The sequence below is a fragment of the Rahnella inusitata genome, from assembly GCF_018288855.1.
Lineage (GTDB): Bacteria > Pseudomonadota > Gammaproteobacteria > Enterobacterales > Enterobacteriaceae > Rahnella > Rahnella inusitata.
This window is the reverse complement of record NZ_CP065024.1, coordinates 3,634,076-3,659,422: the sequence shown is the minus strand read 5'-3', so window position 1 is coordinate 3,659,422 and position 25,347 is coordinate 3,634,076. Positions and strand designations below refer to the sequence as shown.

The 25,347-nt window shown below is 46.8% G+C and carries 18 protein-coding genes; 8 read left to right on the top strand and 10 right to left on the bottom strand.

Features of this window, described 5'->3' with window-relative positions; translation table 11 throughout:
- Positions 1–57: 57 nt before the first annotated feature.
- Positions 58–687, bottom strand: coding sequence for a flavin reductase family protein (locus tag I2123_RS17150; RefSeq protein ID WP_112166582.1), 630 nt, complete (start codon positions 685–687; stop codon positions 58–60).
- Between the two features lie 205 nt (positions 688–892).
- Here I2123_RS17150 and rlmF point away from each other — a divergent pair, with 205 nt between their 5' ends.
- On the top strand, positions 893–1,858 hold the full coding sequence (rlmF, locus tag I2123_RS17145) for a 23S rRNA (adenine(1618)-N(6))-methyltransferase RlmF (protein WP_112166580.1): 966 nt from the start codon (positions 893–895) through the stop codon (positions 1,856–1,858).
- 338 nt (positions 1,859–2,196) lie between these two features.
- A complete protein-coding gene (locus I2123_RS17140) occupies positions 2,197–3,507 on the top strand; it encodes a methyl-accepting chemotaxis protein (RefSeq protein WP_213051097.1) in 1,311 nt (436 codons plus the stop codon).
- Between the two features lie 58 nt (positions 3,508–3,565).
- Here the strand turns inward: I2123_RS17140 and ybiO are convergent, their stop codons facing one another.
- The 5 genes from ybiO to I2123_RS17115 form a co-directional block, all read right to left on the bottom strand.
- Positions 3,566–5,800 (bottom strand): mechanosensitive channel protein, encoded by a 2,235-nt coding sequence (gene ybiO / locus I2123_RS17135; RefSeq protein WP_213051096.1) that lies wholly within the window; start codon positions 5,798–5,800, stop codon positions 3,566–3,568.
- A 311-nt stretch (positions 5,801–6,111) separates the two neighbouring features.
- Positions 6,112–6,834: a glutamine ABC transporter ATP-binding protein GlnQ gene (gene glnQ, locus I2123_RS17130; protein ID WP_056782351.1), complete on the bottom strand. Its 723-nt coding sequence runs from the start codon at positions 6,832–6,834 to the stop codon at positions 6,112–6,114.
- The gene (gene glnP, locus I2123_RS17125; RefSeq protein ID WP_112166574.1) at positions 6,831–7,490 is read right to left on the bottom strand and encodes a glutamine ABC transporter permease GlnP; all 660 of its coding nucleotides are present in this window, start codon (positions 7,488–7,490) and stop codon (positions 6,831–6,833) included. The genes glnQ and glnP overlap by 4 nt, the downstream gene beginning before the upstream one ends.
- A 106-nt stretch (positions 7,491–7,596) precedes the next feature.
- Positions 7,597–8,340, bottom strand: coding sequence for a glutamine ABC transporter substrate-binding protein GlnH (gene glnH / locus I2123_RS17120; RefSeq protein WP_112166572.1), 744 nt, complete (start codon positions 8,338–8,340; stop codon positions 7,597–7,599).
- A gap of 408 nt (positions 8,341–8,748) precedes the next feature.
- The gene (locus I2123_RS17115; RefSeq protein ID WP_112166570.1) at positions 8,749–9,015 is read right to left on the bottom strand and encodes a DksA/TraR family C4-type zinc finger protein; all 267 of its coding nucleotides are present in this window, start codon (positions 9,013–9,015) and stop codon (positions 8,749–8,751) included.
- A 509-nt stretch (positions 9,016–9,524) separates the two neighbouring features.
- Here I2123_RS17115 and I2123_RS17110 point away from each other — a divergent pair.
- The 6 genes from I2123_RS17110 to I2123_RS17085 all read left to right on the top strand — a co-directional run bounded on the left by I2123_RS17110 (position 9,525) and on the right by I2123_RS17085 (position 17,876).
- Positions 9,525–10,511, top strand: coding sequence for a KpsF/GutQ family sugar-phosphate isomerase (locus tag I2123_RS17110; protein WP_244879848.1), 987 nt, complete (start codon positions 9,525–9,527; stop codon positions 10,509–10,511).
- 107 nt (positions 10,512–10,618) lie between these two features.
- Complete coding sequence (locus I2123_RS17105) at positions 10,619–11,782, top strand: capsule biosynthesis protein (RefSeq protein WP_244207739.1); 1,164 nt, start codon at positions 10,619–10,621, stop codon at positions 11,780–11,782.
- Positions 11,783–11,836: 54 nt separating this feature from the next.
- Positions 11,837–13,513, top strand: coding sequence for a polysaccharide biosynthesis/export family protein (locus I2123_RS17100; RefSeq protein ID WP_213051095.1), 1,677 nt, complete (start codon positions 11,837–11,839; stop codon positions 13,511–13,513).
- Positions 13,513–15,552: a capsular polysaccharide biosynthesis protein gene (locus I2123_RS17095; protein WP_213051094.1), complete on the top strand. Its 2,040-nt coding sequence runs from the start codon at positions 13,513–13,515 to the stop codon at positions 15,550–15,552. The genes I2123_RS17100 and I2123_RS17095 overlap by 1 nt, the downstream gene beginning before the upstream one ends.
- Positions 15,553–15,589: 37 nt before the next feature.
- On the top strand, positions 15,590–16,861 hold the full coding sequence (locus I2123_RS17090; RefSeq protein ID WP_213051093.1) for a capsule biosynthesis protein: 1,272 nt from the start codon (positions 15,590–15,592) through the stop codon (positions 16,859–16,861).
- A 199-nt stretch (positions 16,862–17,060) separates the two neighbouring features.
- Entirely contained in the window at positions 17,061–17,876 is an 816-nt protein-coding gene (locus I2123_RS17085) for a NosD domain-containing protein (RefSeq protein ID WP_244879847.1), read from the top strand.
- A gap of 60 nt (positions 17,877–17,936) precedes the next feature.
- Here I2123_RS17085 and I2123_RS17080 read toward each other — a convergent pair whose 3' ends face one another.
- The 4 genes from I2123_RS17080 to I2123_RS17065 form a co-directional block, all read right to left on the bottom strand.
- Positions 17,937–19,685, bottom strand: a complete 1,749-nt coding sequence (locus I2123_RS17080; protein WP_213051091.1) for a glycosyltransferase family 61 protein — start codon at positions 19,683–19,685, stop codon at positions 17,937–17,939.
- Positions 19,686–19,795: 110 nt separating this feature from the next.
- Positions 19,796–23,548, bottom strand: a complete 3,753-nt coding sequence (locus tag I2123_RS17075; protein WP_213051090.1) for a CDP-glycerol glycerophosphotransferase family protein — start codon at positions 23,546–23,548, stop codon at positions 19,796–19,798.
- A gap of 25 nt (positions 23,549–23,573) precedes the next feature.
- Positions 23,574–24,815 carry a tetratricopeptide repeat protein gene (locus I2123_RS17070; protein WP_213051089.1) on the bottom strand — a complete coding sequence of 414 codons (1,242 nt, stop codon included), beginning with the start codon at positions 24,813–24,815 and terminating at the stop codon, positions 23,574–23,576.
- Between the two features lie 94 nt (positions 24,816–24,909).
- The gene (locus tag I2123_RS17065; protein WP_213051088.1) at positions 24,910–25,347 is read right to left on the bottom strand and encodes an FAD synthase family protein; all 438 of its coding nucleotides are present in this window, start codon (positions 25,345–25,347) and stop codon (positions 24,910–24,912) included.

The window sequence follows — 25,347 nt, the reverse complement described above, 5'->3', positions numbered from 1 at the left end:
ATAAACACCGCCGCCGGACTGAAATCCGGCGGCGGTTTTTTTATTGTCCCGGTGCGGTCAGCGTGCGTCGGGGCGGGTTAAATCAAAGCGTAGCTCTTCCGAAATCCCGTAATAGGCGGAAGGGCCACCGGCGCGTAAGACCGGTTCGGCGAGGGCGGTCTGATAGATGCCATCCACCAGTAAGTGCGGGGCGATATGCACGGCGACAACTTCACCGAGTACCAGCCAGGTATCAATATCGCCACCGGCCGCAGTTTTCAGCTGAATGCACTGCGTCAGCTTACATTCGAAATTCACCGGGCTTTCCAGAACGCGATCGGCAGCGACGATTTTGCCCGGCTGCGGCGTCAGACCGGCGAAGTCGAATTCGTCGTTACCGCGTTCCAGCGAAGCCGAGCTTTCATTCATTTTCACCGCCAATGCCCGCGTCGTCAGGTTCCAGACGAATTCACCGGTTTCGACGATATTCGCCACGCTGTCTTTCCAGCCGCTGCTGGCGAAACCAATGATCGGTGGACGATAATTGAAACAGTTGAAGAAGCTGTAGGGCGCGAGATTACGCTGGCCTGCGGCATTGCGTGAGGAAATCCAGCCGATCGGGCGCGGACCCACTATGGCATTGAGCGGGTCGTGCGGCAGACCGTGACCGGCTGCGGGTTCGTAATAATAGCGATCATCAGTGTTCATGATTTTCCTCTGGCAATGTATTGATTTAGTTTCTGAAGAGCAGATTACCCATTTTGAACGTGGATTGGCGGTTTTTATGTGCCCCCGCCGGTGAGCATCCGGCAGGCGGCGACGGTTTGTGGTATCTTGTGCGGCAATAAATGAATATCCCACGCCCCATCGCATGTTTTATGCGTCGCGCACACCTTTTCGGAGAGTCACTCAGGTGGAAAAAAAGAAAGTCTTCCCTCAGGAAAAAAGCGGTCTTCACCCGCGAAATCGTCATCGCAGCCGCTATGATTTCCCGGCCCTGATTGCCAACAATCCCGACCTGGCGCCGTTCGTCACTGAAAACAAATGGGGTGATTTGTCGGTTGATTTCGCCAATGCGCAGGCAGTCAAAGCGCTGAACCGCGCATTGCTGCATGATTGCTATCAGATTGAAAACTGGGATATTCCGGCGGATTATTTGTGCCCGCCAATTCCGGGGCGTGCGGATTACGTACACCATCTGGCCGATTTGCTGGCGAGCAGCAACAACGGCAATATTCCGCAGGGTAAAGATATTTCCGTGCTGGATATCGGCGTTGGCGCGAACTGTATTTACCCGATTATCGGCCTGCGCGAATATGGCTGGCGCTTTACCGCCAGTGAGATCGACCCGGTTTCTATGGCTGCTGCCAAGAAAATCGTGGCGACCAACCCGCAGCTGACCAATCAGGTACGTTTCCGTTTGCAGGCTAAACCGCAGCGTATTCTCGATACCATTATCCGCCACGACGAGCGCTACGACGCCGTGTTGTGTAACCCGCCATTCCACTCTTCGGCAGCGGATGCGGCATCAGGCAGCCAGCGTAAGCGTCAGAATCTCGGTCTGGATCGCCGCGCCACGTCTGAGCTGAACTTCGGTGGCCAGCACAATGAACTGTGGTGTGAAGGCGGCGAAGAAGCCTTTGTGGCGCGCATGGCGGAAGAGAGCGCGGGTAAAGCGCAGAACTGTTTCTGGTACACCGTGCTGGTTTCTAAAAAAACCACGCTGCCGTTGCTGTATGACGCGCTGAATGAAGAAGGCGTAACGGATATTCGGACCATCGAAATGGTCCACGGTAACAAAATCAGCCGCTTTGTCGCATGGACCTTCCTGACGCCATCGCAGCAAAAAAGCTGGGCAATTAAACGCTGGTCAGTCTGATCACGACGTGAAATGAAACATTCCAGCGTGTTCATCTGTTCATGAGCGCGCTGGAAAAATAGTCCGGTCGCCCCCTTTCTTTTTGAGTGGATTAAATTATGCTTAATTCACTATAAAAAAGCTTATTAGTTATCAAAGTAATGATTCTTTGCGTTATTTTATTATCACAGCATTGTTGATTGTGTTGGTACCTGCCTGAAACCCACCCAGGGGTCAGACTAATGTTTCGCTGCTTATTAGCAATATCACTAATAATCTGCGGACTTAGCGCGTGTTTATATTTCAATTAATGGCGTTTACGCATTAATTCACGTTATCAGCCACAGGGTGTCTGTCCTATGCAATTATTCTCTCATCAATTTAGTACGGCATGGCGTGAAAAATTCTCTGCAATTGAGCAGGCAGTACCTATGATCGCTTTCACGACAGATGGCGTAGTCCTTGAAGTCAACGATTTGTTCCTCAACGGCATGGGTTACAGCCGGGAGGAAGTCATCGGGCAGCCACACCGGATATTTTGCACCCCGGAGTTTGTCGCCAGTGATGCATACCGGCTGCACTGGGAAGGGCTGCGGCAGGGAAAGTCGGTCAGCGGGAATATTAAACGGGTGCATAAAAACGGCAACATCCTCTGGCTGGAAGCGACCTATATTCCGGTAAAAAATAAGCATGGCAAAGTCACTGAAATAATTAAAATTGCCAGCGATGTTTCTGAAAGGGTTAATGAATCACACGAGCACAATGGAATTTATCAGGCACTTGAACGTTCCATGGCGCTCATTACCTTTACTCCAGATGGTCACATCATTTCCGCCAATAATAACTTCCTCAAAGTCATGGGTTATTCTCTGCAACAGATTAAAGGTCATTCCCATTCGATGTTTTGCATGCCGACATATCGTGATTCCCATGATTATCGTAATCACTGGCAACGTCTGAAGAACGGTGAGTTTATTCTGGGACGTTTCGAACGCATCAATGGCCGCGGGCAAAGCATCTGGCTGGAAGCAAGTTATAACCCGGTGATAGACGACGATGGCAAAGTACTGAAAGTGGTCAAAATCGCGCAGGACATCACCAGCCAGATGACTCAGCAGCGTCAGCAGGAAAGCATGATGACTCACGTTCATGAGCTTTCTCTCACCACAGATAAAACCGCTGCCGAAGGTGTCACCATCGTGCAAAAAGCGGTGGAAGATATGCAGGAAGTTGAGGCGTTAGCACGCCGCACGTCCGACATCATCGGCCAGCTCGGCCAGACATCCGAACGCATCGGCGAGATGGTGGATACCATCCGGCGCATTTCCTCACAAACCAATCTGCTGGCTATCAACGCCACCATTGAAGCTGCCCACGCCGGGGAGCAGGGCAGAGGTTTCGCCGTCGTCGCCGGGGAAGTCCGGTCACTGGCCGATCAGTCCCGAAAAGCCGCCGTTGAAATTGACCAGCTTACGCAGAACATCCGCGAGGGCGTAATGGCCGCGATTGACGGCATGGGCAACTGCGTTAACCGCGCTGGCGGCGGTGTTACGCTTAGCCGCAATGCAGGTGATGTCATTAATCAGGTGAATCTGGGGATGCAGGATCTGGTGCGGATGATGGCGGAGTTTTCGGTGATCGCGAGGGAGCAGGGGCAGACAAGGCACTAATTACGTTCTGCTCCTCCCCCTTCGCACGGGGAGGAGCAGAACGACATATCCTCATGCCTTACCGTTCAGGCCCAACAACCGGAAAGGCTTCGCTGGCACCAGCACCTGCTTCATCTTTATAAATCTGAACTGCTTGCCTCGGCATTTCAATTCCCGCCTTCGCGAAGTGATTCTTCACCAACCGGTCAAGTGCATACTGCACCGTCCATTGCTCCAGCGCTTTGGTCCGCACCAGCACGCGCAGGGTGAAGAACTGATCGCCTAATCCCACGACGCCCTGATAGGTCGGTTCGCCGAGCAGCAGCGGTTTGATGTTTTCGTCCTGCTTCAGCGCTTCGACGGCCTCGCGCAGAACGGCGTTGGCGGCATCGACGTCTTCGTCGCGGCTGACGTTATAACTGGCGCGGTAAACGCCAAACTCACGTTCGTAATTGGAGAGCGTGGTGATCGAAGAGTAAGGAACAATGTGATAGACGCCGTAAATATCGCGCAGGCCAATTGAGCGGATGGTCATACGCTCGACGGTGCCGCTGATGCCCATCACCGTGACGTATTCGCCGGTATTCATGCCGTTTTCGAACTGGATGAAAATCCCGGTGATCACATCTTTTACCAGCGTTTGCGCGCCGAAGCTGACTGCCAGACCGAGCGCACCGGCACCGGCCAGGAGCGGGGCGATATTGAGCCCGACCTGCGACAGCATGATCATAATGGTGATGGTACAAATCACGATCGCCAGCACGTTGCGAAACAGCGTCAGCAACGTGCGCTCACGGGCGCTCGGGCGCGCACCGTTACTAAGCTCCTGCGCCAGTCGGTGTTCGATGACGCTGGCCAGCAGAGTCCAGGCAACAATCGCGAAGCACAGAATAAACAGCATATGCCCCAGACCGCTAATCACCTTCTCACCGGTTTCGGTCATGAACCACTTGTTGAGATTAAAGATCTGCCATGCATCGAGCAGAGAAAGCGTCACGCTCAGCACTACCAGCACGCGGATGATTTTCAGACCCGCCGGAATGTAGGAGTTAATGCGTTTTTGCAGCAACGGATAACGGCGGTTGACGTCGTCAGGCAGTGTGATACGGCGGCTGATCCAGCGCGAAAGCAGGCCGGATATCAGCGCGCCGAGGCCGATAATCACCAGACTTTTAATGGTCGCAGCCATCATAAAGCGCAGGCTGCCGGCGAAATCAAACTGCGAAAGGAAGAACAGCACCACGAAATAACTGACTGCCAGCAGGTGCCAGACGTGGCCGAGGGCGCGCAGGATCACGCTGAAAAACGCCATCGAGCGTTCGGCCAGCTGGTTAAATTCATGATGGATGGTGCGGCGGTTATGCAGGATCAGCCAGCTGGCGTAAATCGTCAGTGCCAGCATGACCACAAAATTCACCACGGCGGCGGTGGTGTAGTTGATTTGTGTGGCGACCACCGGCACGCCGACCATCAGCGCATAGCCGATCAGGCCGCTCACCCACGCCAGACGGGTATTCCAGTAGCGGGCGGTGACGTCAGCCAGCGGGAAAGGGCGTAGATAACCGAAGCTCGGTGAAAAGATCAGTCGCAGGACGGCTTTGAAGAATTCGATCACCGCGAAGGCACTCAGGAATAAGGCCTGCAACCGCGCAATCAGCGGGCTGCCGCCGTTGACGTATTGGGCAAATAAATTACCGGCGGCGACGGTCAGCAGCAAAATACCAAGATCGACTGCGAACGCACCGATGATGCTGGCGGGCAGTTTGTACCAGTGCGTCTCTTTCATCCGGGCATGATTTCCCCAGCGGCCAAGGCGCAGGTACAGCGGGCCGATTAACCGGCGGATCAGATGGAAAAATGCAAAGGTCACGGCGACGGTCAGCAGAAAATAGCCCAGCGCGGGGAAGAATCGCGCAGCATTAAAATGATGCTGAGGCCCGGAATTGATGGTGTTCTTCAATTCCTGCACGCGCTTCATGATCCCGGAGGCCGTCTGCTGAGTGGTATCCACCAGCTGGTCAATCAGCGATAGCTGTTCGGCCTGCGGTTCATTCATTTTGGTTTCTGCGTTTGCTGCTGCCGGTTCAGCGCGTGCGGCTTCACGCAGGTGCGTAATCAGTTCAGCGCGGGCTTTGTCATCCTGAAGAATATCGGCCAGCGCGGCGTAAGAGGCTTTTTGCTGATCGCCCGCAGCGGGTTTCTCCTCAGCCGCGTGGCTGAAGGCACTGAACATGGCGAGGGTGATAAACAGCAGAGCCGAAAATAGATGTGTATGGATGCGGTGAGCCAACGGAGTCCTGTCGTTATGCGGCATTGTTCCTCTCTCAAAATGACGGTTAATCGAAATCATGCAGCCCTAAGGGTAAAGCAAGAGTGACCGTATTGTAGATAATTTGTGGCAAAACGTTGTGGGGGGACGTGCCATAGGCGGGGGAGTGGGGATTAACAGTACAAATATAAAGGTCTCTGCAACAGCTCCCTCCCCTGCGAAGGGGAGGGTTGGGGTGGGGTTTTAAAGTCAAATCAAGAAGTTGATGTGTGCTTTGAACAAAGGTATCACTTGCTATACCCCCACCCAGCCTCCCCCTTCGCAGGGGGAGGAGCTAAGATCCAGCGGCTTCTGCCTTAAGAAACGTGCTGCAAGAACTCGCGTAAACGCTCACTCGGTGGGTTATTCACCAGATCCGCCGGTTTGCCGTCTTCCGCAATGCGACCTTTGTCGATGAAGATCAACCGTGAGGCGACTTTCTCTGCGAAACCGACTTCGTGGGTCACGATAACCATCGTCATGCCTTCGTCAGCCAGTTGTTTCATTACGGTCAGCACTTCGTGACGCAGTTCCGGATCGAGCGCCGACGTGGGCTCATCAAACAGCATCAGTTTAGGTTTCACCGCCAGCGCGCGGGCAATGGCTACACGCTGTTGCTGACCACCGGAAAGCTCTGAAGGATAGTGATGCGCGCGTTCAGACAGACCGACTTTCGCCAGCAGTTCTTTTGCCAGTTTATTGGCTTCTTCTTTTGATGCACCACGGACGCGGATCGGGCCGAAGGCCACGTTTTCCAGTGCCGTCATGTGCGGGAAAAGGTAGAACTGTTGGAAAACCATACCGGCTTCCTGGCGGATCAGACGTTCGTCTACTTTCGGATCATTCACTTTCAGACCATCAACGATCAGATCGCCTGAGGTGATTTCTTCCAGCTTATTAATGCAACGCAGCAGTGTGGATTTACCGGAACCTGATGGACCGATAATAACCACGACTTCACCCTGAGAAATGTTCAGATCGATGTCGTGGAGCACCTGGGTTTTGCCGAAGTGTTTTGAGACGTTCTTGAATTCAATCATATAATTTTCAGTTTGCGTTCTAAGCGGCGCAGAACAAAGCTCAGAGCCAGCGTGATGATCAGATAGATAACGGCAACCGCACTCCAGATTTCCATGGCGCGGAAGTTACCGGCGATGATTTCCTGGCCCTGACGGGTCAGCTCGGCGACACCGATGACGATAAACAGCGAGGTATCTTTGATACTCACAATCCACTGGTTACCCAGCGGTGGCAGCATGCGGCGCAGCGCCAGCGGCATGATGATGTAACGCAGGGTCGCGCGGCGGGACAGACCCAGCGCCAGCCCGGCCTCACGGAAGCCATTGTGAATTGACAACACCGCGCCACGCGTAATTTCAGCGATGTACGCACCGGAGTTGATCATGATGGTAACCACTGCCGCGCTGAAGGGATCGATACGCAGATCGGGAACCATCATCGGCAGGGCGAAATAGATGAACATTACTTGTACGACAATTGGCGTACCGCGAATGAGCTCGATAAAGACCAGTGCGATATGGCTGCTAAACCAGCCACCAAACGCGCGGGCAAAACCCGCAATCACACCGATAATCAGACCGCCAACCAGACCGAGGACCGAGATCCACAATGTCATCTTGGCGCCTTCGAGCAGGATAGGCAGAGCGGGCCAAATTACGCTCCAGTCAAACTGCATGGATATTCTCCTGGTAAAACAAAACTGCGCCTGAACTGACGATGTCGTACAGGCGCTTTATCTCAAGTCATATATCTATAAAAGGAACGACTTAAATGAACGACGCTTATTTAGGTTCGGTATCAAACCATTTTTTATAGATTGCAGCGTAGGTACCATTCTCTTTGATGGTTTTCAGCGCGGCGTTGGCTTTCTCACGCAGTTCGCTGCCCTGCGGGAATGCGATACCGTATTGCTGGCCAGCCAGTGAATCGCCAACCGCTTTGAACTGACCTTTACCGGCAGTTTTGATGAAGTAAAGGATGTTCGGGGTGTCATGCATCACCGCATCCGCACGGCCTGTGCCCAGCTCCATGTAGGCGCTGTCGATGTTCGGGAACTGACGCAGATCTTTGGTCTGCACGTTGGCTTTCATGTAGTCAACGGAGCTGGTGCCGCTTTTCACTGCAACCACTTTGCCTTTCAGATCATTCACGCTTTTGATGGCGTCGTTGTTGCTCTTAACCATTACCATCAGGCCGCTGTTGTAATAGCCGTCAGAGAAGTCGATCGCTTTTTTACGTTCAGGCGTAATGGTGATACCTGCCAGCGCCAGATCGATGTTGTGAGTTTGCAGGGCAGGGATGATGCCGCCGAAGTCCATTGGTTTCAGTTCATAAGAGACTTTCATCTCTTTAGCGACCGCGTCCCACAGGTCGATATCGAAGCCGACATACTTGTCGCCTTGTTTGAATTCAAACGGTACAAACGCAGTGTCGGTAGCTACGATCAGTTTTTTGTCTGCTGCGTGTGAGCTAACGGCAAAGGCCAGAGTTAACGCGGCCAGGGAAACTTTTAAGAGTGACTTCATCAGTGAATTTCCTTTGTACATATTATGGGAACGATCTTATGTTACGACGCTTTAATGCAAAATTTATGCCAAAATTGATGAATATTAAAATTCAATGGGTTAACGGCAAGCTGAACCGATAAAGCAGTAAATTGAGAGGGTAATGCACTGATGTGGTGCATTGTTACACTTTGCAATGTTCTCTTGTGGTGCAGCGCTTTATCATTAACCAGATGTTGTGTTTTAAACAATCATTAATTAACAACTACGCTGCGCAAATGATAACTCGCTCTAACTTTTTAAGAACGGGAGCAAAACCTGTGCTCAATTTTGAAGCAGATGTTAAGGCGGGGAACCGGATATTCACGGGGGAAATCACTTTGGTTGAACCATAATGGTGCAACCCTTTTTAAAGAACACAGGGAGAGATTAACGCAGCTGGCTGTCTTTGCTGCCGCGACGATTGTAACCCGCGTGATCTTGCTGTTTTTTGTCCAGCGCAGCCTGACAGGTCACACAATACTGCACGCCCCTGAGCGCCTTTCTGCGTGCTTCGGGAATAGGTTCACCACACTCGTGACAAAATTCCGCACTTTCGCCATGGCCTAATGCCTGACGTGCGCGATCGACTGCATCGTTTACCGTGGAATCAATCTGATCTTGAACTGCGCCATCTTGCGCCCATCCGCTTGCCATAATGACCTCACTTTTTATACGACTGATTTATTGAGAAAAATCCAATTCGTTTACAATTCGACCAGTGAAAAACTTTGTCATATACAAATAACTATTTGTTATATAACAAACTATTGAAATCTTCTGGCCACAGAATAATCCTTAATTATAGTCGGTTTTCTCCTAAGAATACTCCGATAGAGTTTGTGTTATATCGTGCTCTATGTTAAAAAATGCATCGATTGAGTGAATGTGTTTCTATTGTTTATCACACGCGTGAATTTGTGTGTTTTTTCGCTAATCTGTAACTTTTTTAGTCAGCAGAAATTTTTTAGTCAGCAGAAAACACACAGCTTTGCGGATGTGCATCCTTCGACCCTCATTCAATTTCTCATACTGCATCGCAGTAGCGACCGGCCAGACCATGAAATGGACTTCTTCAGGGCACATTTTACTTGATCGGCTAACCATAATGAGTAACCACTCGGGCAGTAGCTTTTGAGTGTGTTTTACCCAATCAGGGCATTAACGTGGCAGATAATCAGGTAGTTGGCGGCATAACGGGCGCTTCTATACAACCCGGTCTGATTGAATCAGTACGCAGTACGCTTTCTGAACAGGCCGGAGCACTGCATCGCCTTTCTACGCAGCTCGACAGCCAGCAATATCAGCGAGCGCTTAAGCTGATCATCGAATGCAAAGGTCATGTCATTCTTTCGGGTATGGGTAAATCCGGCCACGTGGGACGAAAAATTTCCGCGACGCTGGCGTCTACCGGTACTCCAAGTTTCTTTATTCATCCCGCTGAAGCCTTCCACGGCGATTTGGGCATGATCACCCCGTACGATTTGCTGATTCTCATTTCAGCCAGCGGGGAAACCGATGAAATTCTTAAATTAATCCCGTCACTGCGCCAGTTTGGTAACCGCATTATTGCGATTACCAATCACAGCGACTCGACGCTGGCGAAGCACGCCGACGCCACGCTTGAGCTGATGATGGAAAGTGAAAGCTGCCCGAATAATCTGGCACCGACGACGTCGACCACGCTGACCATGGCAATTGGCGATGCGCTGGCCGTCGCGTTGATCCGTCAGCGTAAATTCCTGCCCACTGATTTTGCCCGTTATCATCCTGGTGGTTCTCTCGGACGCCGTTTGCTAACCCGTGTTTCGGACGTGATGCAAACTCATGTTCCCACGATTGGGGAGGAAACCGGTTTTCGTCAGGTGATTTCAGCCATTACCTGCGGCTGTCAGGGAATGGTGGCGGTCAACAATGCACAGCAGCAGCTGGTCGGGATTATTACCGACGGCGACTTACGCCGCTATATGGAAAAAAGTGCACAGCTCGACAATGCCTGTGCTGCAGACATGATGACCCGCTCGCCGCTGACTTTGCCGGTGGACATGATGATCACCGACGCAGAAACACTGATGCAAAAGCACCGCGTCTCGGTGCTGCTGGTGACCGATAACGAGAATAACGTCGCCGGGCTGGTTCGAATCTTCGACTAAAAAACATTGCGCACCGTGATCCATTTGCAAGGGATATATGAGCAGGTTCACGGTACTTTTAATAAAGCACGATGTTAAAAACGTGCTATTTGTCATGATGATAAGAAATGTTTATTGAAAAATTGAAGTCCGCATGGCCCGGTGAACACATTGCCAGGGTTCGTCGATCTCCTCTCCTGAGTTTGGCTACGCTCAACCAGAATTTGGGTAAAATCATCATCGGCTTGCCGATGGCGTTGCTGATCGTCTATTTGCTGATTTTCAGTCATCCGCGTTATCTCAGTGAATCCACCGTTGCTATCAAAAGTTCTAATGACATCAGCGGCAGCAGCCTGAATGTCGGTTTGCTGCTCGGTGCCGCGAACCCGAGTACGGCTGAAGACGCAATGTATTTAAAAGAGTATATCAACTCTCCGGATATGCTCGCGGTGCTGGATAAACAACTTAATTTCCATGAAGTCTTTGGTCAGAGCGGCCTGGATTTCTTCTATCACCTGCCAAAAGATTCCACCCGTGAACAGTTCCTCAATTATTACCGCGACCGTATCTCTGTCACTTACGATGACAAAACCGGCCTGCTGACGATTGGTACGCAGGGTTTTACCCCTGAATTTGCCGAGCAGTTCAACAAAGCGGTGTTGAAAGAGTCAGAACGTTTCATCAACGAAATCTCGCATAAAATCGCCCGCGACCAGCAGGCGTTTGCTGAAAATGAAATGCTGCAAGCGCGTGCGCGTCTGAATACCAGCAAAACGCAGTTACTCGCCTACCAGAACCAGAACAACATTCTCGATCCTGAAGCGCAGGCTATCGCGGCCACCACGCTGGTGAATACGCTGGTTGGCCAGAAAATTCAGATGGAGGCGGAGTTACGTAATCTGCTGACATATCTGCGTGAAGATGCACCGCAGGTCATCAGCGCCCAGAATGCGATTACGTCACTGGGCAAACAGATCGATCAGGAAAAAAGCAAAATCACCGCGCCGGACGGCCACAAGCTCAACAGCATGGCGGTGGATTTTGAAGAGATTAAAGCCAAAGTTCAATTCGATACCGATCTCTACAAACTCACGCTGACCTCAATTGAAAAGACCCGCGTTGAAGCGGCGCGCAAACTGAAAGTGCTGTCGGTGATCAGTTCACCGCAACTGCCGCAGGAATCCAAATTCCCGAATACGCCTTACATGATCGCCAGCTGGCTGCTGATCTGCTGCCTGCTGTTCGGAACGATCAAATTATTGCTGGCGGTCATCGATGACCACAAAGATTAACGCGGTTTGTTCCGCTATCCCTTTTAGCCTGAAGAATCGCACACAGAGCTTGTTATGAAATTATTGAAGTCCATTTTGATTTTACTTGCCTGCCAGTTAACACAGGCCCATGCCGTCGGGATTAATGCCGATCCGAATATGACCGGCGCTGCGCCGTTGCCGGGATTCCTGTCGGGACAGTCTCAGCAGACCACGTCTGACAGCGGTTTTGATGACTCGCCGCGTCCGGTGGCCTCGGCGGTGATGAGCCGCATGTTTGGCGCACAGCTGTTTAACGGCAGCGCCGCGTCAGACAACGGCGCAAGCATCGGCTTTAACCCGAACTACATCATCGGGCTGGGCGATCAGGTGCAGATCCGCCTGTGGGGCGCGTTCAACTTCGACGGTGCGCTGACCGTTGACCCGAAAGGCAACATCTTCCTGCCAAACGTTGGCCCGCTGAAAGTGGCCGGGATTTCCAACAGCCAGCTGAACAGCGTGATCACCACTAAGGTGAAACAGGTGTATCAGGCGAACGTGAATGTGTACGCCTCACTGCTTCAGGCGCAGCCGGTAAAAGTGTTTGTGACCGGTTATGTCACTAATCCTGGCTTGTACGGCGGCGTGGCCTCTGACTCCTTGCTTTCGTATCTGAGCAAAGCGGGCGGGGTGGATACCGAGCGCGGCAGCTACGTGGATATTGTGGTCAAGCACAACGATCGCGTCCGTTCCCGTATCAATCTTTATGATTTCCTGCTTAACGGCGATCTGCGTCTTTCGCAGTTCTCCGACGGCGACACCATTGTGGTCGGCCCGCGTCAGCATACGTTCAGCGTAGAGGGCGACGTGTTCAACAGCTACGACTTTGAATTTCGCGACAGCACCATTCCGGTCAGCGAAGCGCTGAGCTGGGCACGTCCGAAGCCGGGCGCAACCCACATGACCATCATTCGCCAGCAGGGCAGCATGAAGCGCAGCGAGTATTACCCGCTGAGTTCTGCGCCTGGCCGCTCATTACAAGATGGCGACAAACTGATCGTCAGCTCTGACCGCTATGCGGGAACCATTCAGGTGCGTATCGAAGGCGCTCATTCCGGCGAACACGCCGTGGTACTGCCGTACGGCGCGACCATGAGCCAGCTGTTACCAAAAATTCGCACTAACAGCATGTCGCAGATTAACTCTATCCAGCTTTATCGCCGCTCGGTTGCCCTGCGCCAGAAAGAGATGCTGGATGTGACGCTGCAAAAACTCGAAGAAGCCTCGCTGTCTGCCCAGTCTTCCACTCAGGAAGAAGGCCGTCTGCGTATGCAGGAAGCCCAGCTGGTCAGCCGCTTTGTTAACAAAGCGCGTCAGGTGGTACCGAAAGGTGAGGTGGTGCTGAGCGAAGACAACCTGAATCAGGTGATTCTGGAAGATGGCGACGTCATCAACATTCCTGAGAAAACCTCGCTGGTTATGATCCACGGCGAAGTGCTGTTCCCGAACGCGGTGAGCTGGCAGAAAGGTCTCAGCCCGGAAGATTACATCGAGAAAGTCGGTGGATTCACCCAGAAAGCGGGTAACTCCAAAGTCATCCTGATCAAGCAGAACGGCGAAGCGCTGAATGCGGAAGATGTGAAAACGCTGCAACCGGGCGACGAGCTGATGGTTCTGCCGAAGTACGAATCGAAGAACATCGAAGTCACGCGTGGCATCTCGACCATTCTTTACCAGCTGGCCGTGGCCGCGAAAGTGGTTCTGACCCTGTAATGATTGGGATTTTTTCTGGCGGGATCGCACGTATCCCGCATCTTGAGCAGTTCCTCGGTGAGCCTTTCTGCAAGGTGTCGCTGGTGCGGCCGCTGCCGGAAGATATCACGCAGGTTGCCGTGTGGGGCTATCGCCCGACCGGCGCCAAAGCGGTTGTGCTGGCGGAGAAAAAGCGACTGCCGGTGCTGCGCCTCGAAGACGGGTTTATCCGTTCTCTCGGGCTGGGAGTGACCGGTTCGCCGCCACTCTCGATGGTGCTGGATACGCAGGGGATGTATTACGACGCCTCGCGCCCAAGCTCGCTGGAGACGTTGATTCACCAGCGGGAACAGAACCAGTTATTGCATGAAGATGCACGTCAGGCGATGCAGATGATCGTCGGCGGGGATTTATCCAAATACAACCAGGCACCGGCGTGCACATTCACGCAGCCGCCGCAGGGCGCGGTGCTGGTGGTCGATCAGACCTTTGGTGATATGGCCGTGGTTTACGGCAACGCCGGAGCAGAACAGTTCGACAGCATGTTGCAGGCCGCAATAGCGGAGAACCCCGGAGCCGAGATTTGGGTGAAGATTCACCCGGACGTACTTCAGGGTAAAAAAGCGGGATATTTCAGTCAGATTGCGCAACTTGCGAAACAGCAACCGCGCATCAGATTGCTGGCGACGGATGTCAGCCCGCAGTCGCTGCTGCGTCTGGTCAGCCGCGTGTACGTGGTGACCTCTAATTACGGCTTTGAGGCGCTGATCGCCGGCAAACCGGTCAGCGTATTTGGCCAGCCGTGGTATGCCGGCTGGGGATTGACGGACGATCGCCACACGCAATCGGCAACGCTGAATGCGCGACGCGGCGCAGCCACTCTCGAAGAGTTGTTCAGTGCGGCGTGTTTGCGTTACTCGCGTTATATCAACCCGGTCAACGGTCAGCGTGGCACGATTTTTGATGTCCTGAACTGGCTGCTGATGCAACGCCAGCATCACCAGCAGCGGGCCGGGCGCCTGTGGTCACCCGGCCTGACGCTGTGGAAGCGCAGTATTCTGGCACCGTTTCTGCGCACCCAAAGCAACAAAGTGAATTTCAGTAAACGCTTTGCCGGTGAGTCCGCCTGCGTCGTGTGGGGCATAAAAGGTGAGGCGAAGTGGTCTGCCAACGCAGAGCAACACCAGTTACCGCAATGGCGTATGGAAGACGGTTTTCTGCGCTCGGCCGGTCTGGGCTCTGACCTGCATCCGCCGCTTTCGCTGGTGCTGGATAAAACCGGTATTTATTACGATGCCACACGCCCAAGCGATCTCGAGCTGCTGCTCGGTAACAGCGACCTGACGGCGTATCAGCAGCAACGCGCTGCCGCGCTGCGCGAGACGCTGGTTGCCAGCAAAGTCAGTAAATATAACCTCGGTGCGGCGTTCACGTTACCCGCCGGGGCTTCTGGCAAGACCGTGATTCTGGTACCAGGGCAGGTCGAGGACGATGCGTCGATCCTGACCGGTACGATATCTGTGAATACCAATGGCGGGCTTTTGCGCACCGTGCGCGAGCGTAATCCGGATGCCTACATCATTTATAAACCGCACCCGGACGTTCTGGTGGGGAACCGGCAGGGGCAGATTCCAGAGGAAGATGTCCGCCGCTGGGCAGACAGTCAGGCGTTAGATGCAGACATTATTCAGTGTATTCAGGCCGCCGACGAGCTGCACACGCTGACCTCACTGTCAGGATTTGAAGCCTTATTACACGGTAAAAAAGTGGTGTGTTACGGCATGCCATTTTATGCCGGATGGGGGCTGACGCAGGATGAACATTCATGTTCACGCCGTACGCGCCGCCTCCGGTTAGACGATGTGGTTTATCAGGCGCTGATTGCCTACCCGTCGTATATCAACCCGCAAAGTCGGGAGCCCATTTTAGCGGAGCAGGCGGTTGAATTACTTGCCGCAACGCCACGGGCAGACATGCAGTTCACAAGAATTAAAGCGGGCAGGATAGTCCGCTATTACAGAAAATTGCTCATGCTGATTCGGGTTACATTTATTAAGTGAATCAGTTCATTACTCTGTATTTATGGTGTGGATGAAAATGGACAGTAAGGCGCTGACGACATTACTTTCTGGAAAAAAATATCTGCTGTTGCAGGGCCCGATGGGACCCTTTTTCAGCGATTTAGCACAGTGGCTTGAGTCTCTGGGGCGGGAAGCGGTGAACGTCGTCTTTAACGGCGGCGACAGGCGGTATTCGCGCAATCGTGAATACCGCTTGTACCAACAGACCCCGAATGAGTTTCCGACCTGGCTGAAAGAGACCTGGCAGGAATACGACTTCGATACCATCGTGTGTTTCGGGGATTGTCGTCCTCTACATCAGGCCGCTAAACGCTGGGCGCAAGCCAAAGGCATCCGGTTCCTGGCGTTCGAAGAAGGCTACCTGCGTCCGCACTACATCACGCTGGAACAGAACGGTGTGAATGCTTACTCCGGCCTGCCACGCGATGCCGAGTTTTATCGTCGTCTGCCAGAGATGACCATGCCGGAGATCGAACATCTCAAGCCAAGCGCTGCTTCACGCTACTGGCATGCAACCGCTTACTATCTGGCAGGCTGGCGTCACCGAAACGAGTTCCCAAAATACCGCCACCATAAATCCTTTTCGCCGTGGTACGAGGCACGCTGCTGGATCCGCGCAGCCTGGCGTAAAAAGCTTTATGCGTTTGACCAGCGCAATGTCCTCAAACAGTTACAGACCGGGCTGGATCAGCGTTACTTCCTGGCAATTTTGCAGGTGTACAACGACAGCCAGATCCGCAACCACAGCCCGTATAAAGATGTGCGCGATTACATTAATGAAGTGATGCATTCCTTCGCCAAAAAAGCGCCCTCAACGGAGTTTCTGGTGATTAAGCATCACCCGATGGATCGCGGACATCGGTTATACGCGCCGCTGATCCGCCAGCTGGGCAAAAAATACGGCATCGCTAACCGGGTGATCTACGTGCATGACCTGCCGATGCCGGAGCTGCTCACGCATGCCAAAGCGGTGGTTACCATCAACAGCACGGCGGGGATCTCAGCACTGATCCACAACAAGCCGCTGAAGGTGATGGGCAACGCACTGTATGACATCAAAGGCATTACCTATCAGGGACATCTGAACCAGTTCTGGTGCTCAGGATTCGCGCCCGATATGAAATTGTTCAAACAATTCCGGCTATACTTGCTGAAGAATACGCAGATTAATGCGGTGTTTTATGGCGGGTATAAGAAGGACAAAGCGGCCATTGCCGACTCCCAATACAAGCCGGTATTTATCAGTGAGAAACTGGTAATTAACTACATTAAGCGACAGCTTTCCTGACAGACAAGAGGACTATGCACAGATGCGAGAAACCCTGAAGTTTACACCCTGTGCATTTTTCTCTTTGATGGTTGTTCTGCCTTTATCCCTCTCAGCCTGCGCCGACGGCGCTTCTGCCTCTGATTCACGTGAATGCAAAGTGCCGGTGATTAACGGCCACGTCTCGTTACAGCCATCCTGCGTTTATCATCAGGAGATAATGATAACGCGTAGCCATACGACCCTGGATTGCCGTGGCGCAATCCTTGATGGCCGTAACGAGAAGTCATTTGGTATTGTCGTTAACAGCAAAGGCAAACCGCTGTCTGATGTCACCATCAAAAACTGCAAAATTCAAAACTATACGCATAGCGGTATCCGCATCACCTCCGACATCGCCGCCAACAAACTGAGCCCCGACCACGCTGAGAACTACCGGCGCACGCCGACCCGTGTGGACCTTGAGAACGTTGAAGTCACCGGCAGTGGCCGCGTAGGGATTTATTTTGATGATTACGTCACCCATTCCACGCTAAAGAACTCAGTCGTTCGCGACTCCTATATGTCCGGCATCTATCTGGAACATTCATCGCGCAACAACGCCATTGTCGGTAACCAAATCATCAATAACGGACACGAGAGTTTCGGCAAGGGTAAACGCGAAGGGCTGGCCGTGGATTCATCGGCCTATAACCTTATCGAAGGCAACCGTTTTGAATCCAACGGGGCAGGGGGCGTGTTTTTGTATAAGAACTGCGGCGAGCATTTCAGCATCGGCAAATCGGTGATCCGCTGGCAGCATAGCGACCATAACGTCATCCGCAATAATACGTTTGTGAATGAGCCCGTAGGCATCTGGCTGGCATCCCGGCAGAACCGGGACTTATCAGGATTTGATTGTGGAGATAAGCCGAGAGATGGAAGCGGGAAGTATTTTAAAGATTATGCGGATGATAATTTGGTGGAGGGGAATAGGTTTGTGGGGGACGGAGTAAAATTTAGGGATGAAGGTCGAGAGAATATTAGGATGAATTAATTTACCTAGCATCTGGATAGTTAATTAGCCCCGCTAAATTTATATTAGCGGGGTGCTTAATTAAGTCAAGTTTTTTAATGCATTATCTAAATACTGTTCATCTCTTTCATAATTGAAATTATAATCTGACATAAATGCTTTAAGGGACCAAGCTTTTCCATGCTTAATTAAAGAGTCAGACCAGATATAATCCAGTTCAATATTTTTTGCTGAGCAAATTAAATGATCGTTTATCGAATTATACGAATCTGCACCCATTGAAATTAAACTTTTAGTATTATCGCAAAACATTATATTGAATAATCCGCTTCCTGAATATCCTGCTATGTGTTTGGCTTGGCAGAAGGTTTTAATTTGATCTTCCCATGAGTGATTTTCTGGACTAAAAAATTCGAAACCAGCATTCAGGAATTTTTCTTCGAGGCGTTCAGGATTTAGGCATTTTCTCACTCCGGAAACCGGTCTTGCAATGAAAAGCCTATCCCCTTTTATTCTTGATTCGCCACCTATGACGCCTTCCCTTATAGCAGACCAAATTTTGTCAATTTCAGGATGAACGTGACCACCTATTACATAATAAGGGCTAGCAGTATATAGCGTTCTGACACGTACAACATCATCGAATACTTTTATATCTTCATCTACGATACCAAAGCTATTTAATATTTTTCTGGCGTAAGAGGGAAGTTGGGCACCTTTTTTTACACTCAGTAATACCTTAAGGTTACCGATATCACTTTTAAGTTGTTTCCATGCCCACAAGCGTGAAACAACTTCCGAGGTGAAATGTCCAAAATGTGATGGATATTCTGAATCTAAATAAAAAAAATCACCATCTAAATCTAAAGTAGCTGAAGGGTTAGCTAAACTATAGAAGTGATTTTCTAATGAACGAACATGACGATTTGATAAGTTTTTTTGATATTGCATCCTAAATGAATCCGGAAGTAAATAGTTGCCTACATAAACTATTTGACCCGGTGTGCAGCATGCATGCTCATATTTGTTAATGTAAGATGGAGGGACAGTGAATACAGGACTATGTTGAGATAATAGTAGTTTTTTTATATTTCCATCAGATCTGCACTTTGACGTGAAACTATTTATTTTGTTCGAGTAGAATACGTTAGTACCTGGAAGTGAACCAGCCTTGATTAGATCGCATGCGCTCTGAGATCTTAGTCCTTTGAAGGTATGACCTTGCTTTTCTACTATCGCTAGCTTCCTAATAATGGCGATTTTTCTAACGTGCTCAGATATACCTAAAATAGTCTTGTCTGAAAGATCTTTTAGCTCTTTTGGCGATATTAATAAATTAGATATTTTATTTAAAAAATCTAGTATGTCATCACCCTCGCAGTCAATCAGTGGTGTAATGAATTTGGCATGTAACTCTTCAATAAAATAAAGACCATTTTCTTTTAAATGCAGGAAAAGTTTTTTAAATAGATTTAATTTATGAGACTTACGATTTGTACTATGTTCGATGATGACGTCAACACTGCCTAGATTAATGGACCATTCAAGCAGTTCATTAATTGATGAGAATTGAATTATTTTTGCATTGTTTATACTATCGTTTAATATATTAATGTTTTTTTTATATGTAATTACCAACACTTTAGAAAGAGGAAATCTTTCAGAAAAAATAGATAGCATTTCTAAAGGAACATCATCTGATATTACTATAATGTTACATTTCCCAGACCACCTTGAGACTATTTCATTTTCATATGTCATTAAATAATTATTATTCAATGAAGATTGCTGTAGTTTGAGTTTTTTTCCTAATTCATCAAGTGTTGTCATATTTTAAAACCATCTATTTTAAAAATCTTCATTAGCAAGTGATATCGCATGTTAGAATTTGAGGATTCCTCTGAAAAGTACTATTAAGTAAGCCTACTTTCAGTGTCTTGTTAGTTAATAATATCGTAGAACATATTTATAGCATTTTTTTGATACTTATCAATGTCGAAGTTATCCTTCTGGATTTTATTTTCTAAATTGCAAATCATACCATTAACTAGTCCGTCTACACTGTTATGAACGAGTAATCCGTAATCATTACCGAGAACTCCTCGGTTGCCAACAATATCGGTTGCCACTATTGGTTTTTTTAGAATTAATGCTTCAAAAAGGACCATAGGTTGACCCTCATGATTAGAGGATAAAACAAAGCAATCAGACCGTTTAAGGTATGGGAAAGGATTATCTTTCCTTCCAAGTAATATAACTGAATCATCCAGTTTCAATTGACCAATAAGAACTGTTAAATGAGACTTTAATGGCCCATCACCTAATATTATCAACTGTGAACTAGGGTTGAATTCATGAACTTTCTTAAATGCTCTGATCAATTTCTCATGATCTTTTTCTGGGGATAAACGTCCTAAGGTAATGAAGGAATATTTTCCATTATCGAAAATAGCATCATCAATAACTTCAGATGATAAAATAGTAACACTATTAGGATTTTGTAAGTTGTCTGAAAATGAAAACTTTTCCAAAGGAATATTATATACATCAGTCATATTGTTGCAGTTTAAGTCTTTAGTAGCAGATGAAACTGAAATAATAGAATGATAATCATTATATAAATTGAAATTACACTCAAGGTACGGAAAGCGCAGTTTGAACTCTGCGCACATATCATTGTGCTGATAAATAATACTTTTTCTTGTTTTAGAAGTAATGGACGCAAATAAAGATACCCATTTTGTATTGTATCCTTCGAAGTTGATTACGGCGTCAATTTTTTTTCTACCAAATGTACGATAAAAATCACGTTGGTAGGAAGTTAAATAAGTTTTTTTCATTTCATCAGAAGAGAATTTTTTAGAATTAACAAATTTTCCAGATACCCATTTTTCCTCAGGTGTGAAATAAATATTACCGCTATGACCAATTACCCGGACTTGTTCTGGTAATTTTTTAATCATATTTAAACGTTCATCATGCCCATTTAAAGCAGAAACATCCACAGCTAAAAATACATTGTATTCATCATAATTAATTGCATGCAAAAGATTTATGGCTGATGTTGCAATACCGTTTGGCATGAATGGACCAGCATAAATCAGTATGTTTTTTTTCGTGAGATTACTGAAAACACTGATATTATGCATTTTTTCGAAAAAGAACATATCAATTACCCTCGAAGAAGAGTTACCATCTTCATAGGGAACAAAATAATCAAATTTCTCAATGTTTTTTTGATCAAATCCAAGTTCAATTGCCAAAATTATAGCTTCAGAGAGCTCGGACTGCTCATGACAAATTGTGCCAGGCAAATTTTCAGGAGGAATATATAAACCTCGCTCCAATTGATAATCTTCGATGTCGTATGTATAAAATAATATTGGTCTTTTAAGTGCGAGATAATCGAATGCGATACTTGAGTAATCAGTTATTAGTAAATCAGCAATAGATATTAATAAATTTGTATCGATATCTCCAGGAGCTACAATAGCGGGTATCTTTGTATTGGCAATCAGGCTTTCCATCATGTGATGACCGCGGAAAATAATTTTATATCCGCTCTGGGACATAGCTTTGAGATCATCTAATAAACGAGTGGTATCGAAATTGGCTTTACCATGTACACCTCTCCATGTTGGAGCGTAGAGAACAACTTTATCTTCAGATGATATATTAAGTCGTTTCTTAATTGCTAATAACTCTTCCTTTGTTGCATTTAATGTTATGTCTGTTCGAGGGTAGCCTGTTTCAGCAATAATTGCATCTGATAAACCCAGGACGTCGTATCTCTCAAGCAAAATATTATTTGTATATCTATTTTGGCTTATTACGTGCGTTGCCTGAACGAGATTTCTCGCTACATTTGCATGGGAGAGATAACTATCTTTGATATCTTTTCCTAAATACTTCATCGGTGTACCATGCCAAGTATTCAGATATTTTTGACCTTCTTTGCGAAGAAAATAGTTTGGGAATGATACGTTGTTAATTAAGTATTTTGCACTGGCCAAATATCTTAAGTAAGCATCTGAGTTTCTAATAACAACAATTACATTTTTCTTTCTTAATATATTGGCTGGGGTTTTAATACCATTTTTAATCACCCATACAAATTTGAAATCTTTGAATTCAGGTCGTTTGCTTAAATTTGAATATATAGCATATGGATTGCAGCTTACAGATGCGCCGTGAAAACTTTCCAGTAGAATATAATCATTCTTAATTTCTAAACGTTCATAATATTCTAAGTAACTGGCTATAAAATTGAGATGTTCTTTAGATTCATATTCTTCAAGAGAAACGCCATATGCTTTAGAGTAAATTCTTGTATCAAGAAATACTTTACATGCTTCACTAAATTTTTTATTTTTAAAATATGAGTAACCGAGTTTAAAATACCACTCTGAATTATAGGTGTTTTTTCGTTCTAATGACTTATTAAATAATTCATTAGATTTTATCAAATCACCGGCTTGTTCTAATTCTGTAGCCCTCTGATGATACTCGTCAGCAGTCCACGGGTTAGTTGAAAATAGCTTGTGTGAGAAAGTCTTGTTAATAAATGTACGATCTGTCCTCATCATTAAGAATGACAAACAAGCGTTTTCAAACTGACCGTTTTTATATAAAACAAAACCTAAACGATAAAAGATATGTGAGTTGTGTTTTATGTTTCCTCGTGAAGCCATTTCATAATGTCTGGCTGCATCTTTGAACTTTTCTTGCCTTTCCAATACAAAGCCAAGTCTAAAATTCCAATTAGGATTTCCAGGTTTAATTTTAAGTGCGATTTTGTAGTTGGACTCTGCTTTTTCCCATTGATAACTTCGGTCATAAGCCATGCCCAGGTTATATATTAAATCTGCATTTTTTTTATTTTTTTTAACAAATTTCTCTAGTTCGTAAGCTGTCTCTGGCCATAAACCTTTATTTTTATGAAAAGCAGCAACACCATATTTTTTCACATCAGTGCTTTTGGAGAGCGCTACTGCTTTTTTGTAGGCTTCATCAGCTTCATTGGAATTGCCATTTTTCTCTAAGCAATAACCCAAATTATAAAACGATTCAGCATTACTTAAACCCAATTTAATAGATTTTTCGAATGCTCTCTCAGCTTCTGTAAAATTATTCATTTTAAGACAAGCTGCACCTAATCTGAAAAACAGTTCTGATTTTTTATCATTCATTTTGGTGGCTTGTATTAATGCCTCAACCTCCTGCCACCACTTTCTTTGTTTATTTAAAGATTCGGCAAGTTTATCATAATATTCATATTTATTGCCATCGAGTTCGGCTGCTTTTCTAAACGCCTTTTCTGCGGCTACTGCTCTTGAAAAACCTAATAACAAAACACCAGACTTAAAATGTTTCTGGGAGTTACTACCATTAGTAATGAATACCGAATCAATGACATCTACAGCTTCAGACTGTCTTTGGATATTATCTAATGCAATTGCACGTCGATAGTTCCAACGTTGATTGTTCATCTTTTTCGATGTTGCAATTTTTAATTGTTTTTCAGCAAGTTCCCATTTTCTAAGTTTGCTGTAGAGAAAACCTAACTGATAATGCCATTTAGGAAAACAATTATCATTACCTGCAATAGCTTTTTCTAATTGTAAGGTTGCTTTAGCCCAGTTTCTTTTTTTCAAAAAATACTGTGATTTTCCGTAATATAAATATTTTAACATTTGTTAATCCAATGGTTTAATTTTTCTAAAGTTGTATTTTTTCTTCGCCAAGTTTTTTTAGAATGTTCATGTGCAAATGGATTTTTTGGCTTTCGTTTAAATATATAGCATTGGCTAATTGTTTGTAGCTATGTATAATTAATTCTGGACTGCTCAATACACTTGCATTTGGTGTATCAATGGCTGAGTCAAACTTTGATTTTTCTGTTCTCCAATCACCATAATTCTCTGTGAGATATAAATCATACTCGGCAGGAATCAAATATTCATCTTTCAAAAACCTATGTTTTACTAGTGAAAATGGTGTGTTGTTCCACTTAAGTTTAGAACCACCATGCCAGTAGTTATTCTCTTCTTTAAAATGGAGGAATATATCTACAGCAGTTCCATTAACGTGTTTAATTCTGATTGCTAATGATGAACGAGATGCTTGGATGTAAAACAGTCCAGAGCTTTTAATGTGATCTATAACTTTTTCCGTACGAACGTCACTCCAAACGCCAACATCAATATCTTTGTCATGGCTCAGCATTTTCCCTTCCCGTATACAACCTAGTAATGTTCCACTGACGAGAAAAAATTCTATTCCTGCACTTTCAAATACTTTTTTCAAATCTATTAAGGCTTTAGACGCTTTAGCAGAGGAAAACTTTCTTCTGCAACTATTAGTAGGGAAGATGGCTTCATTATTTATAGTTTTTTTGATAAAATCCTTCCACAACTCTGCTGCTTCATCATAGTTTTGTGAACGCATGGCTGAAGTTGAAATATAAATCCCAAGTTCGTAATGATAGGCAGGGATTTTCTCTTTCTGTTTGTAAAGTTGCCATAGTGATTTTAATCTTTGATGATCTTCATTATTGGCTGTTAAGTTTGCTAACAATAACCATGTTTTTAACCTATGCGAGTTTTTAAGAGTCAACTCTAAAATATCCCTCGCTAATTCTTTTTTATCATCTAATCTGTAAGTTTCACTAAGAAGAAAGGCCATGTCAGCATGTTGAGGGTATAGGCTAGTAAGATTATTTAAAATTAATATTGTTTTTTTGTAGTCTCCGAATAAAAAACTTAGATGCGCAGAATAATATTTCAATAGAGGGCTTTTGTTTATGTTTTTCCAACTCAGAAAATTTTGCATTATATTAGTCTTGCCTCTTGACATACAAAAATCAAAAGTTAAGGCGTAAAGAATATTTAATGGCGTTATTTTTCCAAAGAACCTACATTCCCGATAGGCTTTTTTGAACGCTAAATTTATTTCTGGCAAAAAAACCTCGTACTTAGAATATAAGATAGATATAACGTTGAAAGTCTTATTTACTAGCCAGGTGTACTCTGTTAATCCTGGCCAATAACTCGTTTTAGACTGGATTAGCGTTAATTACTGAACTATTTATGATGTTTTCTCCATAAGCTTTAATTTCTTTTATTAATTGTGTGGTTGAAATACCTTCCGTTCGTGGAAGGTAGAGCACTTCACACAGTTCTTTAAATATATCAAAGCGTCCAGCCCAATCATCACCCATTATTAAAATGTCAGCTTTGTGTTTTTGGATGTATTCACCTTTGAGCTCAAGAGATTCTTCAATGAAAACTTCATCGACACAACTAAGCGCCGCGATAATACTAGTTCTTTCCAGTTCAGAATATACGGGATTTCTGCTTTTTTTAGAAAAGTTGAGTGCATCTGAAGAAACACCAACGACTAAGCGGTCTCCGTGTTGTTTAGCTCGTTGCAATATATTTATATGTCCAATATGTAAAACATCAAAAGTACCAAAAGTAATTACTGTACGCAT